Below are 25,133 nucleotides of genomic sequence, written 5' to 3'. Positions count from 1 at the left end.
AAAATGAAATACACTCGTTCGGACTTCCCCAAAGACTTTCTCTTTGGTGTCGCAACCTCTGCCTATCAAATCGAAGGCCACGCACAGGGCGGTGCGGGGAAAACACATTGGGATAGTTTTGCCGCTTCACCCGGAAACGTTGTGCGAAACGAGAATGGAGATCTGGCCTGTGACCACCTGAACCGTTTTCCACAGGATTTCGATCTGGTGCGGGACGCGGGTTTTGATTGCTACCGGTTCTCGACAAGCTGGGCGCGCGTTTTGCCTGAAGGGCGTGGCCCGGTAAATCAGGCAGGTCTGGATTTTTACGACCGGCTCGCCGACGCGCTGCTGGAACGCGGCATTCGCCCCTGTGCGACCCTGTATCATTGGGAATTGCCCTCTCCGCTTGCAGATCTGGGCGGCTGGCGCAACCGGGATATCGCAAATTGGTTCGCCGATTTCACCGAGGTCATCATGGGCCGCATTGGCGACCGTATGTACAGTGTTGCGCCGATCAATGAGCCGTGGTGCGTCAGCTGGCTGAGCCATTTTGAAGGGCATCACGCGCCCGGAATGCGCGACATCCGCGCCACGGCTCGCGCGATGCACCATGTTCTGCTGGCTCATGGCCGCGCCATCGAAGCGATGCGTGGTCTGGGCATGTCAAACCTGGGCGCTGTGTTCAATCTGGAATGGGCCGAACCTGCCGATGACAGCCCCGCTGCACGCAAGGCGGCCGACCTTTATGACGGGATTTACAACCGGTTTTTCCTAGGTGGTGTGTTCAAAAAAGCCTATCCGCAAAATGTTCTGGACGGGTTGGAACCTCATCTTCCATCCGGCTGGCAAGACGACTTTGACACCATTGGTGCACCCGTCGATTGGTGCGGTCTGAACTACTATACCCGCAAACTGATCGCGCCTGCCGATACCGCATGGCCAAGCCTGGAAGAAGTACCCGGCCCGCTGCCCAAAACCCAGATGGGGTGGGAGATTGAACCCGATGCCCTGACGCGCTTTCTGACCCGTACGGTGCGCGATTATACCGGCGACTTGCCAATTTATGTCACCGAAAACGGCATGGCGAGCCCGAAACGCCAGCAAGATGACGACCGTATTGACTACCTCAACAAACACCTTGGTGCCGTTCAAAACGCGCTGGACGACGGCGTTCCAGTCAGGGGCTATTTCATCTGGTCCTTGTTGGATAACTACGAGTGGTCCTTTGGCTATGAAAAGCGGTTCGGGTTGGTTGATGTAGATTTCAATACGCTCGAGCGGACGCCAAAAGCCTCGTACAACGCGCTGAAATCGGCCTTGTCCGGTGGGCCTGTTTCTCTGCCGATGGCACAGCCTGCCGGAACCATGCACGAACACTGGAACCTTGTCGCGGACATCGGTGGCACAAACACAAGACTAGGTGTCATCTCGAACGGAGAGCTGATGGACCTCCGCAAACACCCAACCGGGTCGTTGCCAGAGCTTCTGGATGCGTTTCACAGCCTGCGCGACGAGATTGGTACCGATCCACGCGCCGTCGTTGCGGCCGGAGCAGGTCCGGTCAAAGACGGGACAATCCGCCTGACAAATGCGCATCTTGATTTGTCCGAAAGCGACATCTGCAAGGCAACAGGCGCGCAACACACCTTTGTTATCAATGACTTCACCGCGGCCGCCTGGTCGGTCGCCGAAATCACCGGTGACCATGTCGAGGTCCTGCAAGGGGCTGAGACACCGCCGGTCGGAACCCGGCTGGTTGTGGGCCCCGGCACTGGCCTAGGCGTAGGCGCATTGCTCTATTCCCAAGGGCGATACCATACCGCGTCGGGCGAAGGTGGCCATGTCGGACTGTCCCCACGCCACGAGGATGAGGTCGAAGTCTTCAAAGCGGCACGCCATATCGCGCCCGAATGCTTCTTTGATGACAGCCTAGTGCTCGAAGCGGAAATGTTCCTCAGCGGAACCGGCCTTCCCATTCTGTACCAAGCCGCCAGCATGGCCGCTGGACAGTCCGATGCTCCAAGGCGCAACGCCAAGGATATACTGCAGGACGCGCTGGCGGAATCCGACCCGATTGCGGTCAAATCTGCGCATATGTTCAAAACCCACCTTGGGGCTATTATGGGCGATCTGGCTGTCGCCTACATGCCGACAGGAGGTGTTTTCCTTGTGGGTGGCGTCGCCGAGAAAAACCGGTGGCTGTTCAAGGATGCGTTCCGGGATGCCTTTAACGCCGGCGGGCGGTTCAGTGACTTGCGGCGTTCAATGAACCTGTATGTGTCCGAGCAGGATGAATTTGGCATTGTTGGCGCTAACAATTTCTGTAAAAGTGCGCTCGCGCGGTAAACTGGCCGCCTGACCCTGTTACAGAAAGGACCACGGCATGATTCTGTGCTGCGGTGAAGCCCTGATAGACATGATCGCCGAGCCAACCGTTTCTGGGTCGCGCGGATTCGTGCCCCACTCCGGCGGCGCAGTGTTCAACACAGCCGTAGCGCTGGGTCGGCTAGGCGCGCCAGCGGGTCTTTTGACCGGGCTATCGTCGGATATGTTCGGACAGCAACTGGCGGACGCGCTGCAAACCAGCCATGTAGACGCCAGCCATGTGATCCGATCGGATCGCCCAACGACATTGGCGTTTGTCCAGCTGGAAGATGGCCATGCCAGCTACAACTTTGTCGACGAAAACTCGGCCGGGCGCATGTTGACCCCTGAGGATATGCCAAAACAATTGCCTGCTGCATCGGCGCTGTATTTTGGCGGGATTAGCCTGGCGTGCGAACCCTGCGCTGATGCTTATGCAGCCCTGCTTGAGCGTCACGGAGCGGACCGAGCGGTCATGCTGGATCCAAATATCCGGCCGGGATTTATCAAGGATCAAACGCGGTATCGCACCCGGCTAAACCGTATGATTGCACAATCTGACATCGTCAAAGTCTCGGATGAGGATCTGGACTGGATCGTTCCGGGACCTGAAACACTGGCGGAGAAAGTACCTTTGCTGCTGCAAACAGGTCCTTCCGTGGTTATCGTAACGCGCGGCAGTGATGGGGCCTCGGGATATCTGGCGGACGGGTCCGAAACCTCGGTGCCAGTCAAAGCGGTCGAGGTGGTCGATACGGTGGGTGCCGGTGACACGTTCAACGCCGGAGTCCTTGCTGAATTGGACCGAACAGGTCGATTGACCAAGTCCAATCTGCGGACGTTGGGCCAGGACGACTTGCGCGCGGCGTTAGCCAAAGGTGCAGACGTCGCCGCCATCACCGTTTCCCGCGCTGGCGCAAACCCGCCCTGGGCGCATGAACTTTGACCCCCTGAGGGACCGAGATGAAAAGATCAGATATCAACGACATCAAGACCAAAGCCGAGACCTTCATTCGCTCGTTCGGGGCCGTCCTGCCCCCCTTTGCCAACTGGTCGCCGGAACAAATGCGCAGCGCTCAGGCACAAGGCATCCGTGACCGCGGCCTCGGATGGGATATTACCGACTATGGTCAAGGCCGGTTTGATGAGCTCGGCCTGTTCCTATTTACCCTGCGCAATGGCGATGTGCAGGATCTGAAAAAAGGTCGCGGGATGCTTTATGCAGAGAAGCTTTTGGTTTCTCGGGACAAACAACTCTCCCCGATGCATCGCCACATCATCAAGGCCGAAGACATCATCAACCGGGGCGGCGGCGATCTGGTCATGGAGATTTATGCCTCGGACCCTGAAGGCGGTATCGACCGAGATAACCCGGTGGTTGTTCCCAGTGACAACTGCCCTGTCATCATCCAACCTGGTGAGTTGCTGCGGCTGAAACCCGGTCAGAGCGTAACCCTGATGCCGGGAATCTGGCACGCATTCTGGGCGGAACAGGGCGACTGCCTGATTGGCGAGGTGTCAACTGTCAACGATGACCGGACCGATAATGTATTCGAGGATCCCATTCCGCGCTTTGCAACGATTGAAGAAAACACAAAGCCCGATTTCTTGCTGGTATCGGACTATTGATAAACGGATAGCGCGTGCGCAGGCTTGATCACATCCGGGGCCGGGTGCTGATCGCTGCATCGGGATAACACCCTTTCCCGAATTCAAAAAATCGAATTAACATGGCCCTCGACAAAGGAAAAAGTCGCGAGCCTGATTTTTGCGCGACCATCGAAGGACCCAAGTGATGGTAACCAAAGCACAGCTAGAAGCCGAAGTCGCAGAGTTGCGGCGTCAACTGGCCGAACAATCCAGCGCACCAGAAGGCATCTCAGATTCGAACAGCGGCAAACAAGCTGATCCACACAAATCGATGACGGACGGAATTGTCGAAAGCCTGGATGAGTGGTCAACGCAATTAGAAGAAGTCATGACAGAGCTTGAGGAGTTTCCACATAAAAGGCCGATCCTATTCGCCCTTGGGATTTTCACGCTTGGCTATCTTCTAGGCCGTTCCCGGTAGGAGCCCGAACATGAATCGCATTTCACGCAACATTTCGATCATCCTGCGCGCTGAACGGTTGATTGCACAACGGCAACTGGCCGTCGCGGCAAAGCGCACGGGTTTTTATGCCGCTGCCGGGTTGGCCGTTGGGCTGGCGGTTATCATGCTAAACGTCGCCGGGTTCTTTTGGCTGTCCGAGACCATGTCAAAGTCTCTGGCGGCAATCATAGTGGCCGGGGTGAACTTTGTTCTGGCCGTAATCCTCGCATTGGTCGCAAATTCCATGACGGCCGAAACTGATACCTCAGCGGCCGTCGAGTTGCGGGATATGGCGCTGCACGACATTGAGGATGAAGTCCGGGACAATGTCACCGAAGCGCGCAACATGATTGTCGGTCTCAAACGCGATCCGATCGGGATGCTGTCGCCTGACATTATCAGCACGGTTCTTGGCGTCCTACTCAGATACGCGCGGCGTGGAAAAAACAAATCGGATTAGTAGCGATTATGCCATTCTGGCCGCTGCACGCGCGATCACCATCTCTTCGTTTGTGGGAATGGCCAGAATACGCACCCGGCTGAAATCAGTGGACAGAACCGTGGCGTTGTCTGCATTTCGGTTCGGGTCCATATCAATCCCGATCCAGCGCATCCCTTCGCAGACCATCTGTCGGATACGGGCGGCATTTTCACCGATACCTCCGGTAAATACCAAAGCGTCGATGCCTTCCAGCGCAGCAGACAAGGCACCCAGTTCCCGACGGATGCGGAAGACGTAATACTCAATCGCTTTGCGCGCATCCGGAGTGTCAGCAGCCAACAGGGTGCGCATGTCTGAGGACATGCCGGACAGACCAAGCAAGCCAGACTTTCGATAAAGAAGCTCGGCGATTTCGTCTGCCTCCATCCCTTCTTGCTGCATCATGTAAAGCACGACCCCCGGGTCCAATTGCCCGCTGCGGGTGCCCATGGGCAGACCGTCGAGCGCCGAAAACCCCATGGTCGAGGCCACGGCCCGACCGCCCGACACCGCACACATCGACGCGCCATTTCCCAGATGCGCAATAACGACACGACCGTCGTACAAACCCGGCGCAATTTCTTTAAGCTTTTGCGAGACATAGTCGTAGCTCAGCCCGTGAAACCCGTATCTGCGCACACCCTTCTCGTAAAAACGTTGCGGAAGGGCGAAAGTATCATTCACCCAAGGATGCGTCCGGTGAAACGCGGTATCGAAGCACGCAATCTGGGTGGTACCCGGAAAGGCTGCCGCGGCCGCCTTGATACCCGCAAGGCTGTAGGGTTGGTGCAAAGGTGCGAAGGGAATGAAACCGCTTAGCGTATCAAAGACGTGCTCGTCCACCACGACAGGTTCCGAATAGACTGGCCCGCCGTGAACGACGCGGTGGCCCACGGCCCGGACGTGAGTGTCCGGCAGGTATTCGCGGGTAAGTTCAAGAAACGCATTGATGGCCTCGTCATGTGTTTTAGCCCCAGACAGCTGGCGATCGACAGATCGCCCCCCCGCCGATTGGGCCAACAGGCGTGGGGCATCCCCCAACCGCTCGATCTGACCGCGCCAGCGCATACTGGGGCGTCGATCCTCGACCAGTTCGTACAACGCGAATTTCAACGAGGACGACCCGGCATTCAGTGCCAAAACATGTTCAGCCATGGATTTTGCCTTCATTCGCAATTGCATGCAGCGCCGCGACAGCACAAGACGCCAGCCGCGAAGCATCGTCATCTGCCCGAGATGTCAGGATAATCGGTGCCGCAGCACCTATCACGACGCCGGCAGCCTCGGCATGAGAGATATATGTCAGCTGCTTGGCTACCATGTTGCCGGCTTCGATATTCGGAACAACCAGAATGTCTGCGACCCCCGCGACCGGTGAGGTGATGCCTTTTGTCCGCGCGGCGTTCAGATCAACCGCATTGTCCATTGCCAGAGGGCCATCGACCAGCCCGCCGGTGATTTGTCCACGCTCGGCCATTTTCGACAACAGCGCCGCATCGACAGACGACGGTAAATGCGGGTTGATGGTCTCAACCGCCGACAAGACGCCAACCTTGGGCATCTCGATGCCAATAGAATGCGCAAGATGGATGGCGTTCTGAACAATATCGGCCTTGGTTTCGAGATCCGGTGCAATATTCACCGCCGCATCAGTAACCATGATGGGCCGGGACATGCCCGGCACGTCCATGACGAACACATGCGACAAGCGTCGCCCGGTCCTCAGGCCGTTTTCGCGGCGAAGAACGGCGCGTAGAAGGACATCTGTGTGCAAGTGACCTTTCATCAGCATCCGGGCCTTACCTTCAACGACCAGTCCGACCGCGCGTTGGGCGGCCACTTCGTGGTCTCGCGCTTCAATGATTTCCACTCCGGACAAATCGGCCCCAAGCTGGGCGGCAGCGGCGGTGATTTTGTCCGGGTCGCCCACCAAAATCGGAGTAATGATGCCGTTTTCCAACGCGAGCAATGCCCCGCCTAGCGAATTCGGCTCTTCCGGGGCGACGATCGCTGTGGCCATCGGGTCCAGAGGACGTGCCTTTTCCAACAAAGCGTCGAAGTGCCGGTGACGCTGAACGATCAGTCCCGGTACCTCGACCGAGTCGAAGGTCAAATGCCGCGACGGTGGCGTGACCTGTACGGTGCCGCTTAGGATCAATGCGTTATCCCCGACCCGGCGCACTTCGGCGGAACAGGTCAGGTCGCCGTCTTCACGCTTTTCTGTAACAGCCACAAAGGCAGTCAGTTCTTCGCCCGCCAAAACCGAAGCATGAAAACTCAGATCCGCCCGACGTGTTTGCGTACCGGCCCCCGGCAAGATGTTCCCAATGACTGCGGCCACCAGACCAGCAGGCCACAAAGCGGGCGCGACAGCCTCGGGGCGCCCATCTCCATCACCGTCATAGGCTGCCAGGTTCAGCGGGTTGTGGTCGCCCGAAGCGGAGGCAAACGCGTACAAGTCGTCCACGGTGCACAATCGGGTGACCTGCGCCTTGTCGCCTACCTTCAGTTGAGAATAGGTTCTGTTTTCTTGAATTTTCATCTTGCCTGGCTTTGTTTTTGAATGTGCGTTCGTCGTTTCAAACATTGGATGTTCGCCCCCCCCGGAACCAGAACATATCCACCTTTGCCCCTACATTTCTGCGATGCAGCGTAGTCAGATCGTTGGCAAATGACAAATGACCTCTGTGCGTGGGGCGCTGAGTATTATCGCTTGACCCAAAATCGGAACTCGGGCAAGCATCACCGCGATGGTTCCCTGTGGTTCGCCAAGGGATGAAAAGGGAATACGGTGAGGTTGCCAACAAGCGCCAAGTCCGTGACTGCCCCCGCAACTGTAAGCGGTGAGCGACGCCAAATACCCACTGACCCCAAATGGGTCGGGAAGGATGGCCAAGCCACGACCCGCAAGTCAGGAGACCTACCATCCGATGTTCAACCAACCCGGGGCGGGGCGTCCTGGAAGGAGGCTTTATGACACGTCTAAGACGTGATGACATGATTGGCACCTTCTGTCCGCGCTTGGCAACAGGCGGAGTGGGCCATGTCGATCAGTCCTGATCATTTCCTTCTGATTTGCGAGACCTGCGAGGGCTCTGACCGGGCGGATTCATTGCGCGCTGCGCTTGCAAGCAAGCTTCCATCCAGTTTTGGCATCCGCAGCGTTTCCTGCATGGCCGGTTGCGGTCGGCCCACAACCGTCGGGTTTCAGGCATTCGACAAAGCGCAGTACCTTTTCGGTGACATCCAATCGGCTGAGGACTTGGATGCTTTGGCCGAATTTGCACGTCAATACCATCGCAGCGGTGACGGTTGGACCAACGCATCGCAGCGCCCGCCTGCCCTTCTTGATAAGATCCTGGCGCGCCTGCCACGGCTAAAGCTGGAGACAAGCGCATGACCTGCGGAGCTTTCCTTGAGGCGCGCGGGCTGGAGTATTACGCCCTGAACGGCGACGTACTGCTGCAAAACGTCAATTTCGAACTGAATGAAGGGGCAACCCTGGCAATTGCGGGCCCAAACGGTGCGGGCAAGACAACGTTGCTGAATCTTTTGTGCGGCGGTGAAGAGATTGTGCTGGGGGACGTTTTGGTAAAGGGGCGCAGTCTTCGGCAGCTTTCGGCGATGGACCGCGCCCGAATGATCGCCGTAGTCAGTCAGCAGGAATCGCCGGACGGGCGTTTGTTTCTGCGCGACTACGTGGCCCTCGGGCAAATCCCGATCCGTGCCGACCGATCTGCCGCTGAGCACGCCTTGGAATTGGACCGCATCCTGAAACTGACCGGACTCGTCGCCCTCGCAGACAAACGGATGGCCGTGCTATCTGGCGGGGAACGCCAGCGTGCTCATATCGCAAGGGCGCTGGCGCAGAACCCCTCACTGCTGTTTTTGGATGAGCCGACGAACCATCTGGACCCGGACGCCAAGGGACGCATGCTGTCGTTGGTGGCCGAGCTGGGCATTACGGTCGTCATGATCGTCCATGATCTGGTCATGATCCCCGAATTCGCGACCCATGTCGCGTTGATGAAATCCACGCGCCTGACCGGTTTCGGCCCGGTGCACGAAGTGCTGACACCCGAAAGGGTCCGTGAAACGTTTGGTGTCGATTTTCTTAGCTTTCAGCACGAAGGCCGCATGATCCCGGCACTGGATATCCGAAGAACCACTACCTCAAACTAGGAAAAACAACATGAACAAAACTCTCTGGTGCGCAGCACTGATCAGCGGCCTTGCAAGTGCCGTAACAGCGCACGAGATCACTGTCGACAATTGTGGCGAGCCGATGGTGTTTGAAACTCAGCCCGAGCGGCTGGTCGTGCACGACATGAACATGACCGACATGGCTTTTGCACTGGGTTTGCAGGACAAGATCGTGGGCCTGACGGGCATCACCGGCTGGTACAAAACCAGCCCCGAGTTTGAAACCCTGCGCGGCGACATCCCGGAACTTGCGCCCAAGTATCCAACAGTAGAAAATCTGGTCGCTGTCGAACCCGACCTTTTCTTTGCGGGCTGGTACTATGGCATGAAGCCGGGCGGTGACGTGACCCCCGACACGCTTGCGCCGTTTGGCATCAAAACGATGATCCTGACGGAAAGCTGCGTACATCTGGATAAGGATCGCCCCGAAGCCAGCATGGACTTGCTGTTCACGGACGTCCTTCGCTTGGGCAAAGTCATGCGCGTTGAAGACAAGGCAGAAGAGCTGGTTTCCGGCTGGAAAGAGGAACTGTCCGCAATTGAAACACAGACAGCCGACCTGCCGAAACCCCGCGTTTTCCTGCTGGACGGCCCCGCCGATGCCCCGTTTACGGCTGGCAAGTTTGCCATTCCCGACGCGATGATTGCTGCCGCTGGCGGCGAGAACGTCACCCATGACATGGACACCAGCTGGGGACGTTCCTCGTGGGAGGCTGTCGCCGCTTCGAACCCGGAATTCCTGGTTTTACTTGATTATCAAACTGGAAATGGCGCCGCAGATACCTTCAAGTTCCTAAAGGACCATCCCGTGATGTCTCAGACGGACGCGGTCAAGAACGAACGCTGGATTGGTCTGCGCTACGAGGAACTGACACCCGGACCGGCAAATATCGAAGCAATTTCGAAAATGGCCAAAGCCATGCACCCGGGCCTGAACTGATATGGGCCGACTTGGCCTTACACTCTTGCTGGGGGCGGCTGTATTGGCCGCCCTTTTGCTAACCTCAACGGTCTACGGGACCACATCCATTCCGGCCTCTGACGCACTGGCGGGTGTCTTATTGGGCACGGGGATGGTGGAAGGGGAAATGTCTCCGCTCCACCGCATCGTGTTTGACCTGCGCTTACCACGCGCGCTGTTTGCCGCCGTGATCGGTGCCGGGCTGGGCATCGTCGGCGTTGTCCTGCAAACCACCACACGCAACGATCTGGCGGACCCGTTTCTGTTCGGCCTGTCCTCTGGCGCTGCGGCGGGAGCAGTCTTTGTCATTACAGTAACCGGAGATGTGCTGGGCTTTTGGACCCTGCCACTGGCCGCGTTTTTTGGAGGGCTTGTCGCGTCAGGCATTGTGCTGGCTTTGGTTCATGGGCTGCGCACAAGCGCGCCCGAAAAACTGATCCTCGCGGGGCTTGCAGTTTCGTTTTTGTTTTCAGCTATTACCAATTATCTGATTTTCGCGGGCGACAGCCGTGCGGCCCATTCTGTTATCTTTTGGATGCTTGGGGGTTTGGGTCTTGCCCGGTGGGAGACATTCCCTCTGGTCTGCGCAGGTTTAGCATTGATCCTCGCCTATGCGATGTACCGCAGCCGCTGGCTTGATGCGCTGCTGACTGGTGATTTGACGGCCGCCACCCTAGGTGTGCCCGTTCAAGGCTTGCGGTTCCGGATGTTCTTCGTGGCCGCTCTTGCGACTGCTGTGTTTGTGTCCGTTGCGGGTGTGATCGGTTTTGTCGGCTTGATGGTTCCCCACATCGCGCGCGGTATCGCAGGGCCATTGCACAGCCAGCTTGTGCCTACCGCCGCCATTGTTGGGGCAGCGTTGCTTACAGGTTCGGATATACTGAGCCGTCTGTTGCTTGCCCCGCAAGAGCTGCCTGTTGGTATTGTCACGACATCGCTGGGATCGGTTTTTGTCTTTCTTCTGTTGATCCGAACCGCTCGACCTCGGCGCTGATCGCCAAAGGTCGCATAGGTGCAAAAGTTTAAGTTTCCCAAATGACTAATAATAATCGGGCAAAATGACCTAAATCAAAAAAGAACCCCACAGATCACGGTATGCGATACACTCGATTACAGGAATCGAGTGTAGCCAGGTCGCATGCAATGCAACAATTGACCAGCCGACGCGCGTTTCTAAGCGCCAAAATTAGACCAGAGGACGGCAATATCGCCAGACCTCCGGGCTCGGTTGAGCTGTGCTTTGTTGAAACATGCAGCAAATGTGGTGATTGCGCAGATACTTGCCCCGAAGATGCGATCGTCATCGGGACAGATGGATATCCCCGCTTCCAGCCCACTGACAATCCCTGCACCTTCTGCGGTGACTGCGCCCGTATTTGTCCAACCGAAGCGATATCGATTGACCGTTTGCCAGATTGGCCATGGCGCGCCGCGCTGACAGCGGACACCTGCCTATCTATGAACGGCATCAGTTGCCGCATCTGTCAGGACAATTGCGAACAAAGCGCGATCCGTTTCAAACTGATGACCGGCGGCCGCGCAGAGCCGGTGCTTGACCTTGATACATGCAACGGCTGCGGGATTTGCCCAAGTTTATGTCCCGCCGATGCCATTGCGCTGGAACGCCAACCTCAACCACAAATGGAAGCTACTCAATGAACATCTGCGGTTGTCTCGCCCATGTCGCACCTGATCACACGAGCGCAGCAGCGCGCGTGATGAAGGGCACGCCGGGTGTCGAAATTCACGCTGAAACGGAAGATGGCCGATTTGTTGTCGTCGTCGAAGACACGCCATCACGCCTTGCGTCCGAGATCATCATGGATCTGCACCAGATCCCGGGCGTCATCTCACTGACACTGACTTATCACCATTTCGAGGATCCCGCGGACGCCCATCCGCAGCCCGATGCTCCAAGCCCAACCCCCAGCCGGAGGCCCACGCAATGACACATTCTGAATCCCGTCGGACTTTTCTCAAGGCCTCAGCGGCCGCAGCAACGGCGTCTGCCGCTGGTATTCCGCTGGCGGTCGGTCAAGCCAATGCCCAGGCCGGAGCGCCGGACATCCGCTGGGACAAGGCGGCCTGTCGGTTCTGTGGTACAGGCTGCTCTGTTCTGGTTGGCACCAAAGAAGGTCGCGTCGTTGCGACGCAAGGCGACCCCGACGCGCCCGTGAACCGAGGATTAAACTGTATCAAAGGCTATTTCCTGTCCAAGATTATGTACGGCAAGGATCGACTGACCACGCCTTTGCTGCGCAAGACCAACGGCGAATACGACAAAAACGGCGAGTTCGAACCAGTCAGCTGGGACGAAGCCTTCGATGTTATGGCCGCAAAATGGAAAGAAGCGCTGGCCAAGAAAGGCCCAACCAGCGTTGGCATGTTCGGATCCGGTCAATGGACGGTTTGGGAAGGCTATGCGGCTTCCAAACTTATGAAAGCCGGGTTCCGGTCCAACAACATCGACCCCAACGCCCGGCACTGCATGGCCTCGGCCGTCGTAGGTTTTATGCGAACCTTCGGCATTGATGAGCCGATGGGGTGTTATGACGACTTTGAGCACGCGGACACCTTCGTGCTGTGGGGCTCGAACATGGCTGAGATGCACCCGATCCTGTGGTCGCGCCTGACAGACACGCGCCTGACCAAGCCGGGATGTGAGGTGCATGTGCTGTCCACTTTTGAACACCGCTCGTTCGAACTGGCGGACAACGGCATTGTTTTTGAACCGCAAACCGATTTGGCGATCCTGAACTACATCGCCAACTACATCATTCAAAATGGCGCGGTAAACGAAGACTTCGTGAAGAAACACGTTAACATCACCAAAACCGCCACCGATATCGGCTATGGCTTGCGCGACAGCAACGCGCTGCAGCAAGAAGCCGAAAATCCGAACTCGGGCAAAATGGAACCGATCAGCTTCGAAGAATACGCCGAAGCCGTCGCGCCCTACACGCTGGAATACACCTCTGAACTGTCGGGTGTCCCCGCAGACAAGCTGGAAAAACTGGCCCAGCAATACGCTGACCCCAACCGTAAAGTGATGAGCTTGTGGACCATGGGCTTCAACCAGCACACCCGTGGGTCCTGGGTGAATTCGCTGATGTATAACGTGCACTTGCTGGTGGGCAAGATTTCCGAACCCGGCAACTCTCCCTTCTCGCTGACGGGTCAACCGTCGGCCTGTGGCACGGCGCGTGAGGTGGGGACCTTTGCCCACCGTCTGCCGGCGGACATGGTTGTTACGAATGATAAGCACCGCGAAATCTGCGAAACCGCCTGGAACATCCCCGAGGGCACTATTCCTCCCAAGCCCGGCTTCCACGCCGTGTTGCAGCACCGCAAACTGAAGGACGGCGAACTGAATGCCTATTGGGTCCAGTGCAACAACAACATGCAAGCCGCGCCCAACATCAACGAAGAAGGCTATCCTGGTTACCGTAACCCGGAAAACTTCATCACAGTCTCGGATCCTTACCCAACTGTCACCGCAGTTTCGGCCGACTTGATCCTTCCCACGGCCATGTGGGTTGAGAAAGAAGGCGCCTATGGAAACGCCGAGCGCCGTACGCAATTCTGGCGCCAGCAGGTGCAGGCACCGGGTGAGGCCAAGTCGGACCTGTGGCAGCTGATGGAATTCGCGAAACGCTTTACCATCGAAGAGGTCTGGGGCGAAGAACTGCTAGCCAAGATGCCCGAGCATCGCGGCAAGACCATGTATGACGTGCTGTATGCCAACGGTAAGGTCGACCAGTTCCCGCTGTCGGAAACGGCGGAAGGGTTCCACAACGACGACGCCGAGCATTTCGGATTCTACGTTCAGAAAGGTCTGTTCGAAGAATATGCCGATTTCGGACGTGGCCATGCGCACGACCTTGCTCCGTTCGAGATGTATCACGAGGCCCGTGGCATGCGCTGGCCTGTCGTTGACGGCAAGGAAACACTCTATCGCTTCCGCGAAGGGTATGACCCGTATGTGCCGGAAGGCGCAGACGTTAAGTTCTACGGCTACGAGGACGGCAAGGCCAAGATCATCTTTGCCCCTTATGAGCCCGCCGCCGAGGAACCGGATGAGGAATTCGATCTGTGGCTGTCCACCGGCCGTGTGTTGGAACACTGGCATTCGGGTTCGATGACCCGCCGCGTGCCCGAACTGCATCGCGCGTTTCCGTCAGCCGTTGTCTACATGCACCCGGAGGACGCCAAGGATCGCGGTCTGCGCCGTGGGCAAGAGATCGTACTCTCCACCCGCAGGGGCGAGGTGACCAGCCGGGTTGAAACGCGCGGCCGCAATAAGGTGCCACGCGGATTGGTCTTTATGCCATGGTTCGACGAGCATCAGCTGACCAACAAGCTGACGCTGGACGCAACCTGCCCGCTGTCGAAAGAGACCGACTACAAAAAATGCGCCTGTAAGGTCGAGCGCGCGTAACGGACAAGCGAGGCAAAGGCCGTCCCCATGCCCTTTGAAGGTAAACCTCTTTCGCCGCAACGGCGTCGCTTCCTGCAGGATGCGGCGCGTGCGTCGGGTGGCTGCGTGGTCGCCGGGTCAATGTTGGCCTGGCTCGCCCGCGATACCCGCGCGTTACCGGCCGAAGCGTTGCGCCCCCCCGGCTCGCTACCAGAAGAGGCGTTTCTGTCTGCATGCATTCGCTGCGGGCTTTGCGTGCGGGATTGCCCTTACGACACATTGAAACTGGCAGAATTGGGCGTGGATGCGGTTGCTACCGGGACTCCCTATTTCACAGCGCGGGACGTGCCTTGTGAAATGTGTGACGACATCCCTTGCGTGGCCGCCTGCCCCACCGGTGCATTGGATCCGGCGCTCGACAATATTGATGATGCCAAAATGGGTGTTGCCGTCCTTGTCGATCAGGAGAACTGCCTGAACTTCCTCGGTCTGCGCTGCGATGTCTGCTATCGCGTCTGCCCCGTTATTGATGAGGCAATCACGCTGGAAACGGCCCATAACGAACGTTCAGGCCACCACGCACTGTTCATCCCGACAGTTCATGCGGACCACTGCACAGGCTGCGGCATGTGCGAGAAAAGCTGTGTTCTGCCCGAGGCCGCGATCAAGGTCCTGCCTGCGCGTTTGGCCCGCGGCAGCAGTGCCGATCACTACCGCAAAGGCTGGGAAGAGAAAGAGGCCAAAGGCGGTCCCCTTGTTGAAGGCCTCATCGATCTGCCGGACCGACTGCCCGGACCGGGCACCGACAACCTTGCCGCACCGGGCGGGTTCGCACCTGCATACGATTTGCCGGGGGTCGGACAATGAGTGCACGCACACATATGCCGGCCGGAATGGAGGCCATCGAGGAAAAAGGTTGGGTGCGCGCCCACAAATACCTGCTGCTGCGCCGCGCAAGCCAGCTGTTCTTTTTGACTGTGTTTCTTCTGGGGCCGTGGTTCGGCATCTGGATCGTGCAAGGCACGCTCGCGGGTTCTTTGACGCTGGGCGTGCTGCCGCTGACCGACCCATTTATCCTACTGCAAAGCGCGATCGCCGGACACTGGCCGGAATGGACGGCCCTGATCGGGGGTGTAATCGTTCTGGTCGCCTACGCTCTGATTGGTGGGCGCGTCTATTGTTCGTGGGTTTGTCCGATCAACCCAGTCACCGATGCGGCCAACTGGTTGCACAGACGTTTGGACCTGCCGAAAGGCTGGCAGCCCAAGCGCAACACCCGCCTTTGGATATTGGCCACCGTCCTAATCGTCTCGGGCATGACAGGCGTGATCGCTTGGGAGCTGGTCAACCCGATCACCATGCTGCATCGCGGTCTGATTTTCGGCGCGGGGTTCGTCTGGGCCATGATCATTGCCATCTTCGTGTTCGACCTGTTCGTTTCGCGCCACGGCTGGTGCGGTCACATCTGTCCGGTTGGCGCATTTTACGGCCTGATTGGCGCGAAAGGCCTGCTGCGAGTTAGCGCTGCGAACCGGGCAGCCTGCGATGATTGCATGGATTGCTATGCCGTTTGCCCAGAAAATCAGGTCATATCTCCTGCGCTGAAGGGTAAGTCGGGTTCCACACCACTGATCCTTTCCCCTGACTGCACCACCTGCGGTCGTTGCATCGACGTATGCGCCGTCGACGTTTTCAAATTTACTCACCGGTTCGACGACAAGATCGCCGCACCTACCGATCCAGTTCCCGCGCCCGATCCGCGCGCAGCCAGACCTATCTGAGGGAGTGCCAAGATGAACAAGCCAACCCGAACAGGCCTTACAGCCCTTATCCCCGTTTTGCTTTTGGGCGGCTTCGCCCTTGCGCAATCAGCTCAGGTAGAATCCCTGCGGGGTGCCGATGTGGATGAACTGATCCCTCTGGAACAGATCCACAAGAACGTCGAAGGGCGCATGCAGCGCAACTATCGCCAACAACCGCCGCTGATCCCGCACTCGGTCGAGCAATACCAGATCGACACGCGCACAAATCAGTGCTTGTCCTGCCACGACTGGACCAAAGCCGGCGAACGCAACGCCCCGACACTGTCGATGACGCACTATCTGGATCGCGACGGCAACGAGTTGGATCACATCGCAGGCACACGTTATTTCTGCAACCAATGCCACGTGCCACAAGCAGACGCACCGCCATTGGTTGACAACGTCTTTCAACCGTCCTCGGGCAATTAATCCAACGCAAGAATGAAAGGAGCACCAACATGGCAGACTCTCCTGAAAAACGCGGGTGGATTGGCCGCATCTGGAACTGGATCTGGACCCCGGCGGTTGCCCTTAGCTCGGGTTTTCTGATCCTTGCGGGTTTTCTGGCTGGAATCCTGTTCTGGGGCGGGTTCCACTGGACGCTTGAGCTGACGAATACCGAGGAGTTCTGTACCTCGTGCCATACGATGGAGACTAATCTGGGCGAGTATCGTGAGACGATCCACTACAACAACCACTCCGGTGTGCGGGCCATCTGTTCCGATTGCCATGTGCCGCATGAATGGAACCACAAGATCAAAGCCAAGATCATGGCGGTCAAGGACGTCTATCACGAGCTGGCAGGCACGATCAGTACACCCGAGAAATACGAAGAGCATCGTCTGAGCATGGCGACTGCTGTCTGGAAGAAGATGAAGGCCTCCGACAGTCGCGAGTGCCGGAATTGCCACAACTTCGACTATATGGATTTCACGTTGCAGGAAACGCGCGCTGCCTCTGAACACCAACGCGCCATTGATGAAAACATGACCTGTATCGATTGCCACCAGGGCATCGCCCATAGCCTGCCACCCGGCTATCAGGAGCGGTATCAGGAAGTGACCGAAACCCTAGCCAGCAAAGCGCAGGGTTCGTTGCAACAACAGGCCGCAGCTGACGGCGATGACATCAAATCATTCCTGAGTACTCGGACAGACTGAAAAAGGGACGCGACATGCTGGAAATTCTGGGAACAATCGGGGCCAACGTCATCAGTCTGCCGGGTATCCTTGGGCTGGCCCTTGGAATGATGACTCGCCGCGTTTGGCTGGGCGCATTGATGGGGGGCATTGTCGGGGTGTTGGCGACCTTCGTATTCGCCCATGGTTCATTTGCCAAGGTCGATACATTTGAGCTGTTGATCGCAATTGGCATTGGCCTTTGCGCTGGTAGCGTGGGATCGGCCATACGCATCAAGGGCGCAACGGTCTGACATTATTGGCGAACTAAGCTCCCAATAAATCTACTTTGCCGCATGTGAAACTGCGGCAAACACGCCCAACGATGCCTCAACGAAAAAGTTCAGGAAACGCGACAAACGAAATCAATTCAGTAGTATAAACCTGTTAGGGCCTATGGGCTTTGCGTGATGGTCAATAAAATCAAACCATTCAGACGGGGGCATCTATGCTGCGAACATTACAAGATTGGTGTTTTATCACCCGTGTTTTAGCGGCTTCGATTGCATTTTTGCTTGCTGATCAGGGTTTGGCCCAGTCAGATGCAGCAGCGCCCGGCGCGACCATTGACGACAAGCTGGAAAATGCGGACTGGGCCAACGTGCAGGATATCCTGAACCACCGCTGCGTGGTCTGTCACAGTTGCTACGACGCGCCCTGCCAACTCAAGCTGACATCCCCTGCCGGCCTTTTGCGCGGTGCCAGTAAAGAGGCGGTTTACCACTCCGAACGACTAAAAGATGCGCAACCAACGCGGCTTGGAATCGACGCGCACACAATTCCTGGGTGGCGGGATCTTGGGTTCTTTTCCGTTCTTCCGTCATCCGAGGTAACCGGCGCGGGTGGATCGGTGTTAGAGCGCTCCATTAAGCTCGGCAGGCAAGCTCGTTTGACGGCTAACGCACCTGTCCCAACCCAGCTTGGTTTGTCGATTGATCGCCCCCTGACCTGCCCTACAACACAGGAATTCGACGCCTTCAGCACGGCAAAACTAAGGGCGGGAATGCCCTACGCCACGGCCCCACTGAGTGAACAAGAATACCAGACCCTCATGTCATGGCTTAAAAATGGTGCGCCCTTGCCATCGGCCACACCACAAATCCCTCAGGACATTCAGGATCAGATCACAAATTGGGAGGCCTTTCTGAACGCTCCCGACCTGCGCCATCAATTGATGAGCAGATATATATACGAACATCTGTTTCTGGCGCGCCTCCACTTTCCAACCGACAATCCAAGACAGTTTTTTCAGCTGGTACGGTCCGCCAGCCCACCGGGATCAAAGATTGAGATCATCGCGACGCGTCGTCCCTTCGATAGCCCCGGCGCAGGGCCGTTCTATTATCGACTGCAGGCATTCGACGAAACGATCGTGCACAAAGATCATCTGGTCTATAGTTTTGGTCCGGATCGTCTGGCGCGATACCAGCAGCTATTCCTTGATCCGGCGTGGTCCGTCGCCGAGTTGCCTGCGTACGGAGAAGACGAAGGCGGCAACCCGTTCAGCACCTTTGCCAAAATACCGGCCCGCAGCCGTTATCAGTTTCTCTTGGACGACGCATTGTTTTATGTGCGCAGCTTCATCCGCGGACCGGTCTGTCACGGCGAAACCGCTGTTGACGTGATTGAAGATCGGTTCTGGGTCAGTTTCCTTGATCCGGATGCCGATCTGTCCGTCACAGACCCCAGCTTTTTGGCGGACGGAGCGGCCTTTCTGGAATTGCCGGTGGGTACTGCAGATATAGGGTTCTTGGGGGACATTCAGGGAATGTCCCATGAAAACCAGATCAAATACCTTGAGTTTCGGGATGCCCGATATCGCAACAGCGCGGCGCACAAAAACGGGTTTGGATATGACGCAATCTGGGATGGCGAGGGCACCAATCCCCAGGCGCTGATTACCGTGTTTCGGCATTTCGACAATGCCTCTGCTATGACCGGGTTCCACGGCGGCATCCCCGAAACCGCATGGGTTATCGATTATCCGGTGTTCGAACGTATCTATTACGACTTGGTCGCCGGTTTTGATGTTTTCGGTCGGCTCGAACACCAGCTTTCAACCCGGTTATACATGGACGAACTGCGGATGGAGAGTGAGGACACTTTCCTGAACTTCATGCCGCGCGGCGACAGGCAAAGGATGCACAAGACCTGGTACCAAGGAGCTCTGGCCGAGCTGCACACGTATTGGCACCGGCGCCGTGTCGATGACAGTTTTCCGACTGGCATAGATTTTAAAACGGACACGCCAAAGCAGGAATTCCTCGTGGAACTTCTAAATCGCGGCAACGGACTTTGGGCTGTCGAGGACACGATCAACAGATGCAATGGGGCCGTCTGCTCGAATGGCAATGCAGAAATTGTGAACACTTTGCGCAACATCGCAGATCAATCCGGCGATTGGGTTAGGTATCTTTCAGATGTTTCCCTGCTTTTGGTGGACAACGAAGATGGTTCCACGTCTCTCTATTCGCTGCTCCACGACAAAGCCCATTACAATGTGGCGTTCCTGTTTGAAGAAAAAGATCGCAGGAATCCGCAGGCCGACGCGCTGACCATCCTGCCGGGGGTGATCGGAAGCTATACGAATTTCTACTTTCGAGTTCAGGAAGCCCAACTGGCGTCTTTTGCAACCGACCTCAAATCAGTGCGGTCGCAGGCCGAATGGCTCGATTTCGTAGCCACTTATGGCCTGCGCAGGACAAGCCCTGGGTTTTGGGAAACCAGCGATCAGGTGATGACCATGTTTCTGGCAAGCGATCCCATTCAGGCAGGTGTGCTGGACCTGAACCGGTATAAGGACCCTCGATCCGATAGCGATCCTGAAAACAACTAAGTCTGTCCATTGAAACAGGGGAACTTTGTCATTCGCACTCTGTCAACGCGACGCAGAAAGAAAGGCTAATACCTGTGCCACGTCATCGGGCCAAACTGAAGTAGCAGTAAGCACAGCAAACGCGGTTGATGCAGCAGTTTAAAAAGCCAATGCGGCCTCGTTTGCTTTATTTTCTGTCATGACAATATATTGCATGCAAGAGCTCGGTCTGCCCCAGGTGATCGGCGTGAAACCTTGTCTGCAACCCCAGCGAAATCAAAGTGAAAATACGCCCGGGCAAGCGAATAGCAAGATGGCGGAGTATTGGTCTGCACCTTACTATTCACCCGTCAGGTAACCAATAATGCGTTTTAGGCGCTGCGCGATGTCCTCAGCGGTGATTGGCATCCCGGCTATGCTTTGCTGGATGTAATACCGATAGGCGCCGTCCAGCATCACATAAATTTCCACACCACGCACATCATCGACAGCAAATTTCTTTCCGAGCTCATCACAAATTGCGACAAACCGGGCCTCGACGTCAGCAACTCGCGGCCTGAGCTGGCCATCGAACATAGCCTGATTGCGGATGTCATACCAAAGCCTGTGCAGGTGCGCATAGTTGACGATCGAATAGGCAAACAGCTCGATATATGCGCTGCGTGCCTCGCGAGGGTTGAGTTCTGCATCCAGAATCTCGTTCAGCTGTGACGTGAACTTGTCGACCGACAGATCTACGCAATACAACAGCAACCCCTCTTTTTCGGGAAAATAATACTGTATTTTGCCTAGTGATACGCCGGTCGAGGCCGCAATGTCCCGCAAGGTGGTGTTGGCGTATCCAGCCCGCGCAATTGTCGCAATCGCGTTCTCGGCAAGTTCACGTCGCTTCTGTTCTCGGTTTCTGTCGCGCTGTTTGGCCCGATTCTCTGTCAAATTTTGCGTCATCCGCCTTTCCTAGCGCAAATCCCGCAAAAGTGTGAGCGGAACACTAGTGTTTGTGAGAATTGGATCAAAGCCCTGAAAATACAACGTTTGCCACGAAATAATATTCCAATTCAAACGTACAATACAAACGTATTGAAAAGATGTCAGCTATGTGCAACAAATAACTGTCATAACCGACAAACAAATAGCCAGCAGGCAAGCAACAGGGGCAGTTCCATGACCAATCCACGATACATTATGGTAGTTGGTAGGGTTCGCGCAGAACAGTTGTTCCGTAACGCGGCACGGACCCAAGAGGAACGCGCCAATCAAAACATCTAAGCAACGAGGAGGTGTCACCCCGGGGCTACTCGCAACGCAATAATCAGACCAAAAACCCGGCCTAAGACTGGGCTGCAAAAAAACGACAGGGACTATGAAAAAACGCGCAATCGGCTTGTTTGCCGAACCAATTGGTATTGCCTGCTGCAAAACGGCCCGCTTCAGAGGCGCGGCGTTGCATTCAGACGGAAGACCACATTCCCGCATCTCATGTAATTGCGACGGCCACACGCTGCGCGCCTCCCTACTGCACCGCAAACAGTTCCACAGGCCAGAAACGCAATCATTTGAAGACACATCATTCGATGGCTGCACGACCATGCGCAAACCACGGCGCTTTCAACAGGCCGAAGCGCCCTTGCGCCACGGTCAAATCAGATCCCCTCGGCAAAATTAAAGAAACAAAGCCGAGGAAAGGGAGGGAAGAATGAAGAAAATCGCAACATTGGCATTGGGCGCGGGCTTGATTTCAGGCCCAGCATTTGCTGGCGGAATCGAGGGGTTTCCGTCGGCAAACCGGTTCCTTTTTGAGCAGGGCCGATATGTCGAGATCACCGGAGGATGGGCCGATTCAAAAACCGAAGGCACTGAGTTCGGACAGCCAACTGGTAACGTCACACCGAGCATTAGCGGCCTGTCCCTAGCCTACAAACAGGACGTAGGCGACAAATGGGCAGTCGCAATCCACGGCTTCAACTCGGTCAACTATAAACTACTGTACCCAACCGGTACGGGCGCTCCTTCTGCTGGCACCAACGTCAGGTATCGCGGCACCGAGGTCGCCTTGATGGCGCGGTACAAGTTCAATGAAAACTTCAGTGCCTTTGCCGGGGTTCGGTTCGAAAAGATTAACGATTTCAGCGGTGCGCTGATCAATCCCTCTCTCAGCTACTCGCTGGATTCCGAGGGTGACTTCAACCCCGGTTTCCTTGTGGGTGCCGCGTATGAGATCCCGGAGATCGCGTTTCGCGCCAACCTGACATACTACTCGGAAATCGATCACGATCTGGATGGTGTCGAACAGCTGCAACCCCTTTCGCCATCTGACGTGACGACGCAATTGAGCACCCCTCAGACAGTCGCGCTGAACGGGCAAAGTGCGATCAAGGGCCCTTGGGGTGCCTTTGGATCGATCCGCTGGAGGAACTGGGATGATGTCGCCGTACAGTCTCCGGTTCTTGGCGGTCCGCTTGCGGAATTTGCGGAAAACTCGGTCGACTACCAAATTGGCGTCGGCTACCTACTGAACCCGAAATGGTACTTCTACGGCATTCTGTCCCGCTCTGAACCTGAAGGCGGTTTTGTTGGCTTTGACTATGAAGGCGGCGGCAAAGGTATCACGCTTGGTGCCGTGCACTCGATTGGTCAGACCCGAATTCTGGTTGATGTCACGTATGGCACGCTTGGCGATGTGAACGAACCTGACGCGGGCCTACAGATCCGGGATGTTTCCGGCACCGCTGTACGTGTGAGCCTGTCGCATAACTTCTGATCAAGCACCCGACTGCGAACGCGGTCGGGATTCGCTTTCCACTACGCGAATGGCCCCTGCTTATTGCCTGTTGCTTCGGCGGTCATTTGCTTCTCAGACGCGGTCGTTAGGTACCATTGTCTAACACCTTTGACAAAAAACGATCCTTGTGATCTGATTTGAGTGATCGATCACTCACCGTCTTGCCGCAAGAAGATCCGGAGGAAAAATGAATACCAGTACTGAAAGCCCGCCGGTCGGCATGCAGCTGTTTTATGGGGCAGGCGGCATAGCCAACGGCATCTTGTCGAACGGGCTGAGCTTTTTCCTGCTTATCTACTACAATCTGGTCATCGGCCTTCCGGCCGAGACGGTGGGTTTTGCGCTTTTCATTGCTCTGATGTTCGACGCTGTATCCGATCCTGTTGTCGGTTACTTGTCAGATAACACGCGTTCTCGTGCTGGCAAGCGCCACCCGTTCATCTACGCGGCGATCATACCTGTCGCACTCCTGTTCTGGTTTATTTGGAACCCACCTGCAGCACTGACTTCAGAGACCCAGCTGTTTTGGTTCCTACTGATCACAACGATCCTTCTGCGGACGGCAATGACGTTGTTTGATGTACCACACAACGCGATGGTGCCAGAGTTGACCAAGGACTATGGCGGACGAACCATGTTGTCTGGCCTCAAGGTCTCGGTCACCTGGATTGCCGGTCAGATCATGGTCATCGCGATGTATGTGATCTGGTTGGTTCCGACCGACACGATGCCTTACGGCATCCTCAACCAGGCCGGCTATCAGGAAGCAGGCCTTGTCGGTGCAATACTTATAGCGCTGGCTATCACTGTCACCGCATTAGGCACGCGCAAATGGCAGAATAGAATGCTGGATATTTCGCATGTGGCGACCTACAGCATCTCTGGATTTTTCAGACAGTTTTTCGCAGCGTTCAAGCTGCCAGCTTTGCGCTCAATCTTTGTTAGCACAGCCGTTTTTTTCGTAGGCGCCGGAATCGGAGCAGCATTGTGGACCTACCTGACCTCGTTCTTCTGGGAGTTGAACAATGATCAGATAGCTTTGATCCTGGTGGCAAACCTGATCGGCGCCGTGATTGCGGCCGTAACCCTTAAGCCGATAACACGATCTGGCGACAAAAAATCGAGCGCGATCTACCTGTCGATCCTCGCGGCTATTGTAAGTGTCGCCCCTTACGTACTGCGTGAAATCGGGTTTTTCCCTGCGAACGGCACCGAGCTTTTGATCTGGTTGCTTTTCGTCCACGGCATTCTGCAAATCATCCTGATTGTCTGGACCACGTCCTTATTGACGTCGATGACGGCGGACGTTGTCGAATTGGGTATCAGCCAGAACGGGTATCAGAACGAAGGGATCATTACATCAGTCATTACCTTCTCCTATAAAGCCGGTACGGCTGGCGGGTTAGCGATCTCTGGAATGTTTCTGGCATATGTTGGCTTTCCGGAAGCGCCAGATCAATCGAACCTGACCCCCGAGGTCACCCGTGCACTGGGATGGAACTACGCCTGCCTTAGCCTCGTCATATACATGGCCTCGATTGTTGCCCTGATGTTCTACCGGTTGGATAAAGCGCAATTCGACCAGCTTCAGGCAATCCATGACTAAAAAGCTGGCGCGTCGCCTGCGTGGACGGAACTGCAACTGATCTGCAATGGCGGCAAGCCAGAATGTTACACAACCCCTTCAAAGCCACACAGTTTTGTGACGCATAGGTATCCCTTCGTCGTGCCCACTTTGATGCGGGCACAAACCCCGAAAATAGATAGAGAAGTTCAATGCAATACCTCAAATCTCACCCCTTTTCCTGGATCATCTTCTTATGTTTGCTGTTGGCAACATGGTTTCAGGTCTACGCGATCTGGGGGTTGCTGTTCATGTGGTGGGCCGCCTCATCCTTCATGACAGGCCAGGCCTTTTTGATTGAAACAATCGACAGCCGGGAAAACCCGCCGCTTTTCTACGCCATCACGATCATGTGGTTCGCCTTCGGGCTGCTTTACGTCGTGCAGGATCTCGCATGGCGCCTGTTTGGAATTTACATTGGTTAACTGTTCA

At 56.3% G+C, this 25,133-nt stretch carries 25 protein-coding genes, 2 pseudogenes and 1 riboswitch; of the genes and pseudogenes, 24 read left to right on the top strand and 3 right to left on the bottom strand.

All coding sequences use genetic code 11. The features are described 5' to 3' along the window. Positions 1 to 3 precede the first annotated feature (3 nt). The 6 genes and pseudogenes from AC2FFP_RS12745 to AC2FFP_RS12720 all read left to right on the top strand — a co-directional run. Positions 4 to 1,308: pseudogene (locus AC2FFP_RS12745) on the top strand (GH1 family beta-glucosidase); the annotation flags it as partial. 18 nt (positions 1,309 to 1,326) lie between these two features. Further along, positions 1,327 to 2,328 (top strand): glucokinase, encoded by a 1,002-nt coding sequence (locus AC2FFP_RS12740; RefSeq protein WP_496766540.1) that lies wholly within the window; start codon positions 1,327 to 1,329, stop codon positions 2,326 to 2,328. Between the two features lie 37 nt (positions 2,329 to 2,365). Further along, positions 2,366 to 3,292: a carbohydrate kinase family protein gene (locus AC2FFP_RS12735; protein ID WP_496739074.1), complete on the top strand. Its 927-nt coding sequence runs from the start codon at positions 2,366 to 2,368 to the stop codon at positions 3,290 to 3,292. A gap of 17 nt (positions 3,293 to 3,309) precedes the next feature. Beyond that, complete coding sequence (locus AC2FFP_RS12730) at positions 3,310 to 3,975, top strand: D-lyxose/D-mannose family sugar isomerase (protein ID WP_496766347.1); 666 nt, start codon at positions 3,310 to 3,312, stop codon at positions 3,973 to 3,975. Between the two features lie 166 nt (positions 3,976 to 4,141). Next, positions 4,142 to 4,417, top strand: coding sequence for a hypothetical protein (locus tag AC2FFP_RS12725; protein WP_058272015.1), 276 nt, complete (start codon positions 4,142 to 4,144; stop codon positions 4,415 to 4,417). 10 nt (positions 4,418 to 4,427) lie between these two features. Beyond that, the gene (locus AC2FFP_RS12720) at positions 4,428 to 4,898 is read left to right on the top strand and encodes a phage holin family protein (protein WP_496766344.1); all 471 of its coding nucleotides are present in this window, start codon (positions 4,428 to 4,430) and stop codon (positions 4,896 to 4,898) included. Positions 4,899 to 4,904: 6 nt separating this feature from the next. On the opposite strand, the gene AC2FFP_RS12715 is transcribed toward AC2FFP_RS12720, so the two are convergent. After that, entirely contained in the window at positions 4,905 to 6,074 is a 1,170-nt protein-coding gene (locus tag AC2FFP_RS12715) for an acetate/propionate family kinase (RefSeq protein WP_496766342.1), read from the bottom strand. Then, positions 6,067 to 7,461, bottom strand: coding sequence for a bifunctional enoyl-CoA hydratase/phosphate acetyltransferase (locus tag AC2FFP_RS12710; RefSeq protein WP_496844329.1), 1,395 nt, complete (start codon positions 7,459 to 7,461; stop codon positions 6,067 to 6,069). The genes AC2FFP_RS12715 and AC2FFP_RS12710 overlap by 8 nt, the downstream gene beginning before the upstream one ends. A gap of 194 nt (positions 7,462 to 7,655) precedes the next feature. Then, positions 7,656 to 7,861: riboswitch (cobalamin riboswitch) on the top strand. Between the two features lie 101 nt (positions 7,862 to 7,962). On the opposite strand from AC2FFP_RS12710, the gene AC2FFP_RS12705 reads away from it, so the two are divergent. The 14 genes and pseudogenes from AC2FFP_RS12705 to AC2FFP_RS12640 all read left to right on the top strand — a co-directional run bounded on the left by AC2FFP_RS12705 (position 7,963) and on the right by AC2FFP_RS12640 (position 20,316). Then, on the top strand, positions 7,963 to 8,319 hold the full coding sequence (locus tag AC2FFP_RS12705; protein WP_496766338.1) for a DUF1636 family protein: 357 nt from the start codon (positions 7,963 to 7,965) through the stop codon (positions 8,317 to 8,319). Continuing rightward, a complete protein-coding gene (locus tag AC2FFP_RS12700; RefSeq protein WP_496766336.1) occupies positions 8,316 to 9,101 on the top strand; it encodes an ABC transporter ATP-binding protein in 786 nt (261 codons plus the stop codon). Before AC2FFP_RS12705 ends, AC2FFP_RS12700 begins: the two co-directional genes overlap by 4 nt. Positions 9,102 to 9,111: 10 nt before the next feature. Next, positions 9,112 to 10,062: an ABC transporter substrate-binding protein gene (locus AC2FFP_RS12695; protein ID WP_496881115.1), complete on the top strand. Its 951-nt coding sequence runs from the start codon at positions 9,112 to 9,114 to the stop codon at positions 10,060 to 10,062. 1 nt (position 10,063) lies between these two features. Then, positions 10,064 to 11,077, top strand: coding sequence for a FecCD family ABC transporter permease (locus AC2FFP_RS12690; RefSeq protein ID WP_282119344.1), 1,014 nt, complete (start codon positions 10,064 to 10,066; stop codon positions 11,075 to 11,077). Positions 11,078 to 11,178: 101 nt separating this feature from the next. Continuing rightward, positions 11,179 to 11,481, top strand: a pseudogene (locus tag AC2FFP_RS12685) (4Fe-4S dicluster domain-containing protein); the annotation flags it as partial. A 60-nt stretch (positions 11,482 to 11,541) separates the two neighbouring features. Continuing rightward, positions 11,542 to 11,742, top strand: a complete 201-nt coding sequence (locus AC2FFP_RS12680; protein WP_282119520.1) for a 4Fe-4S dicluster domain-containing protein — start codon at positions 11,542 to 11,544, stop codon at positions 11,740 to 11,742. After that, entirely contained in the window at positions 11,739 to 12,032 is a 294-nt protein-coding gene (locus AC2FFP_RS12675; protein WP_496881114.1) for a chaperone NapD, read from the top strand. Before AC2FFP_RS12680 ends, AC2FFP_RS12675 begins: the two co-directional genes overlap by 4 nt. Further along, on the top strand, positions 12,029 to 14,521 hold the full coding sequence (gene napA / locus AC2FFP_RS12670) for a nitrate reductase catalytic subunit NapA (protein WP_496766329.1): 2,493 nt from the start codon (positions 12,029 to 12,031) through the stop codon (positions 14,519 to 14,521). Before AC2FFP_RS12675 ends, napA begins: the two co-directional genes overlap by 4 nt. Before the next feature lie 27 nt (positions 14,522 to 14,548). After that, complete coding sequence (napG, locus tag AC2FFP_RS12665; RefSeq protein ID WP_496766327.1) at positions 14,549 to 15,367, top strand: ferredoxin-type protein NapG; 819 nt, start codon at positions 14,549 to 14,551, stop codon at positions 15,365 to 15,367. After that, positions 15,364 to 16,281 carry a quinol dehydrogenase ferredoxin subunit NapH gene (gene napH / locus AC2FFP_RS12660; protein ID WP_496881113.1) on the top strand — a complete coding sequence of 306 codons (918 nt, stop codon included), beginning with the start codon at positions 15,364 to 15,366 and terminating at the stop codon, positions 16,279 to 16,281. The genes napG and napH overlap by 4 nt, the downstream gene beginning before the upstream one ends. A gap of 12 nt (positions 16,282 to 16,293) precedes the next feature. Continuing rightward, positions 16,294 to 16,731, top strand: a complete 438-nt coding sequence (locus AC2FFP_RS12655) for a nitrate reductase cytochrome c-type subunit (RefSeq protein ID WP_496881112.1) — start codon at positions 16,294 to 16,296, stop codon at positions 16,729 to 16,731. A gap of 29 nt (positions 16,732 to 16,760) precedes the next feature. Beyond that, the gene (locus tag AC2FFP_RS12650) at positions 16,761 to 17,462 is read left to right on the top strand and encodes a NapC/NirT family cytochrome c (RefSeq protein WP_496881111.1); all 702 of its coding nucleotides are present in this window, start codon (positions 16,761 to 16,763) and stop codon (positions 17,460 to 17,462) included. A 14-nt stretch (positions 17,463 to 17,476) separates the two neighbouring features. Next, on the top strand, positions 17,477 to 17,734 hold the full coding sequence (locus AC2FFP_RS12645) for a hypothetical protein (protein WP_282119337.1): 258 nt from the start codon (positions 17,477 to 17,479) through the stop codon (positions 17,732 to 17,734). Between the two features lie 194 nt (positions 17,735 to 17,928). Continuing rightward, positions 17,929 to 20,316, top strand: a complete 2,388-nt coding sequence (locus AC2FFP_RS12640) for a fatty acid cis/trans isomerase (RefSeq protein ID WP_496881110.1) — start codon at positions 17,929 to 17,931, stop codon at positions 20,314 to 20,316. Between the two features lie 318 nt (positions 20,317 to 20,634). On the opposite strand, the gene AC2FFP_RS12635 is transcribed toward AC2FFP_RS12640, so the two are convergent. Further along, positions 20,635 to 21,243 (bottom strand): TetR/AcrR family transcriptional regulator, encoded by a 609-nt coding sequence (locus AC2FFP_RS12635; protein ID WP_496881109.1) that lies wholly within the window; start codon positions 21,241 to 21,243, stop codon positions 20,635 to 20,637. Between the two features lie 415 nt (positions 21,244 to 21,658). Here AC2FFP_RS12635 and AC2FFP_RS12630 point away from each other — a divergent pair, with 415 nt between their 5' ends. The 4 genes from AC2FFP_RS12630 (at position 21,659) to AC2FFP_RS12615 (ending at position 25,126) form a co-directional block, all read left to right on the top strand. Then, positions 21,659 to 21,961, top strand: a complete 303-nt coding sequence (locus AC2FFP_RS12630) for a hypothetical protein (protein WP_496844320.1) — start codon at positions 21,659 to 21,661, stop codon at positions 21,959 to 21,961. 30 nt (positions 21,962 to 21,991) lie between these two features. Further along, positions 21,992 to 23,056 carry a hypothetical protein gene (locus AC2FFP_RS12625; protein ID WP_496881108.1) on the top strand — a complete coding sequence of 355 codons (1,065 nt, stop codon included), beginning with the start codon at positions 21,992 to 21,994 and terminating at the stop codon, positions 23,054 to 23,056. 208 nt (positions 23,057 to 23,264) lie between these two features. Then, complete coding sequence (locus tag AC2FFP_RS12620) at positions 23,265 to 24,683, top strand: MFS transporter (RefSeq protein ID WP_496766316.1); 1,419 nt, start codon at positions 23,265 to 23,267, stop codon at positions 24,681 to 24,683. Positions 24,684 to 24,907: 224 nt separating this feature from the next. Then, positions 24,908 to 25,126: a hypothetical protein gene (locus AC2FFP_RS12615; RefSeq protein WP_496844319.1), complete on the top strand. Its 219-nt coding sequence runs from the start codon at positions 24,908 to 24,910 to the stop codon at positions 25,124 to 25,126. The last annotated feature ends 7 nt before the right edge of the window (positions 25,127 to 25,133 follow it).

The organism is Ruegeria sp. YTSC004, from assembly GCF_059609805.1.
The sequence above is the reverse complement of the archived record's forward strand: the minus strand, read 5'-3'. Positions and strand labels throughout refer to the sequence as shown.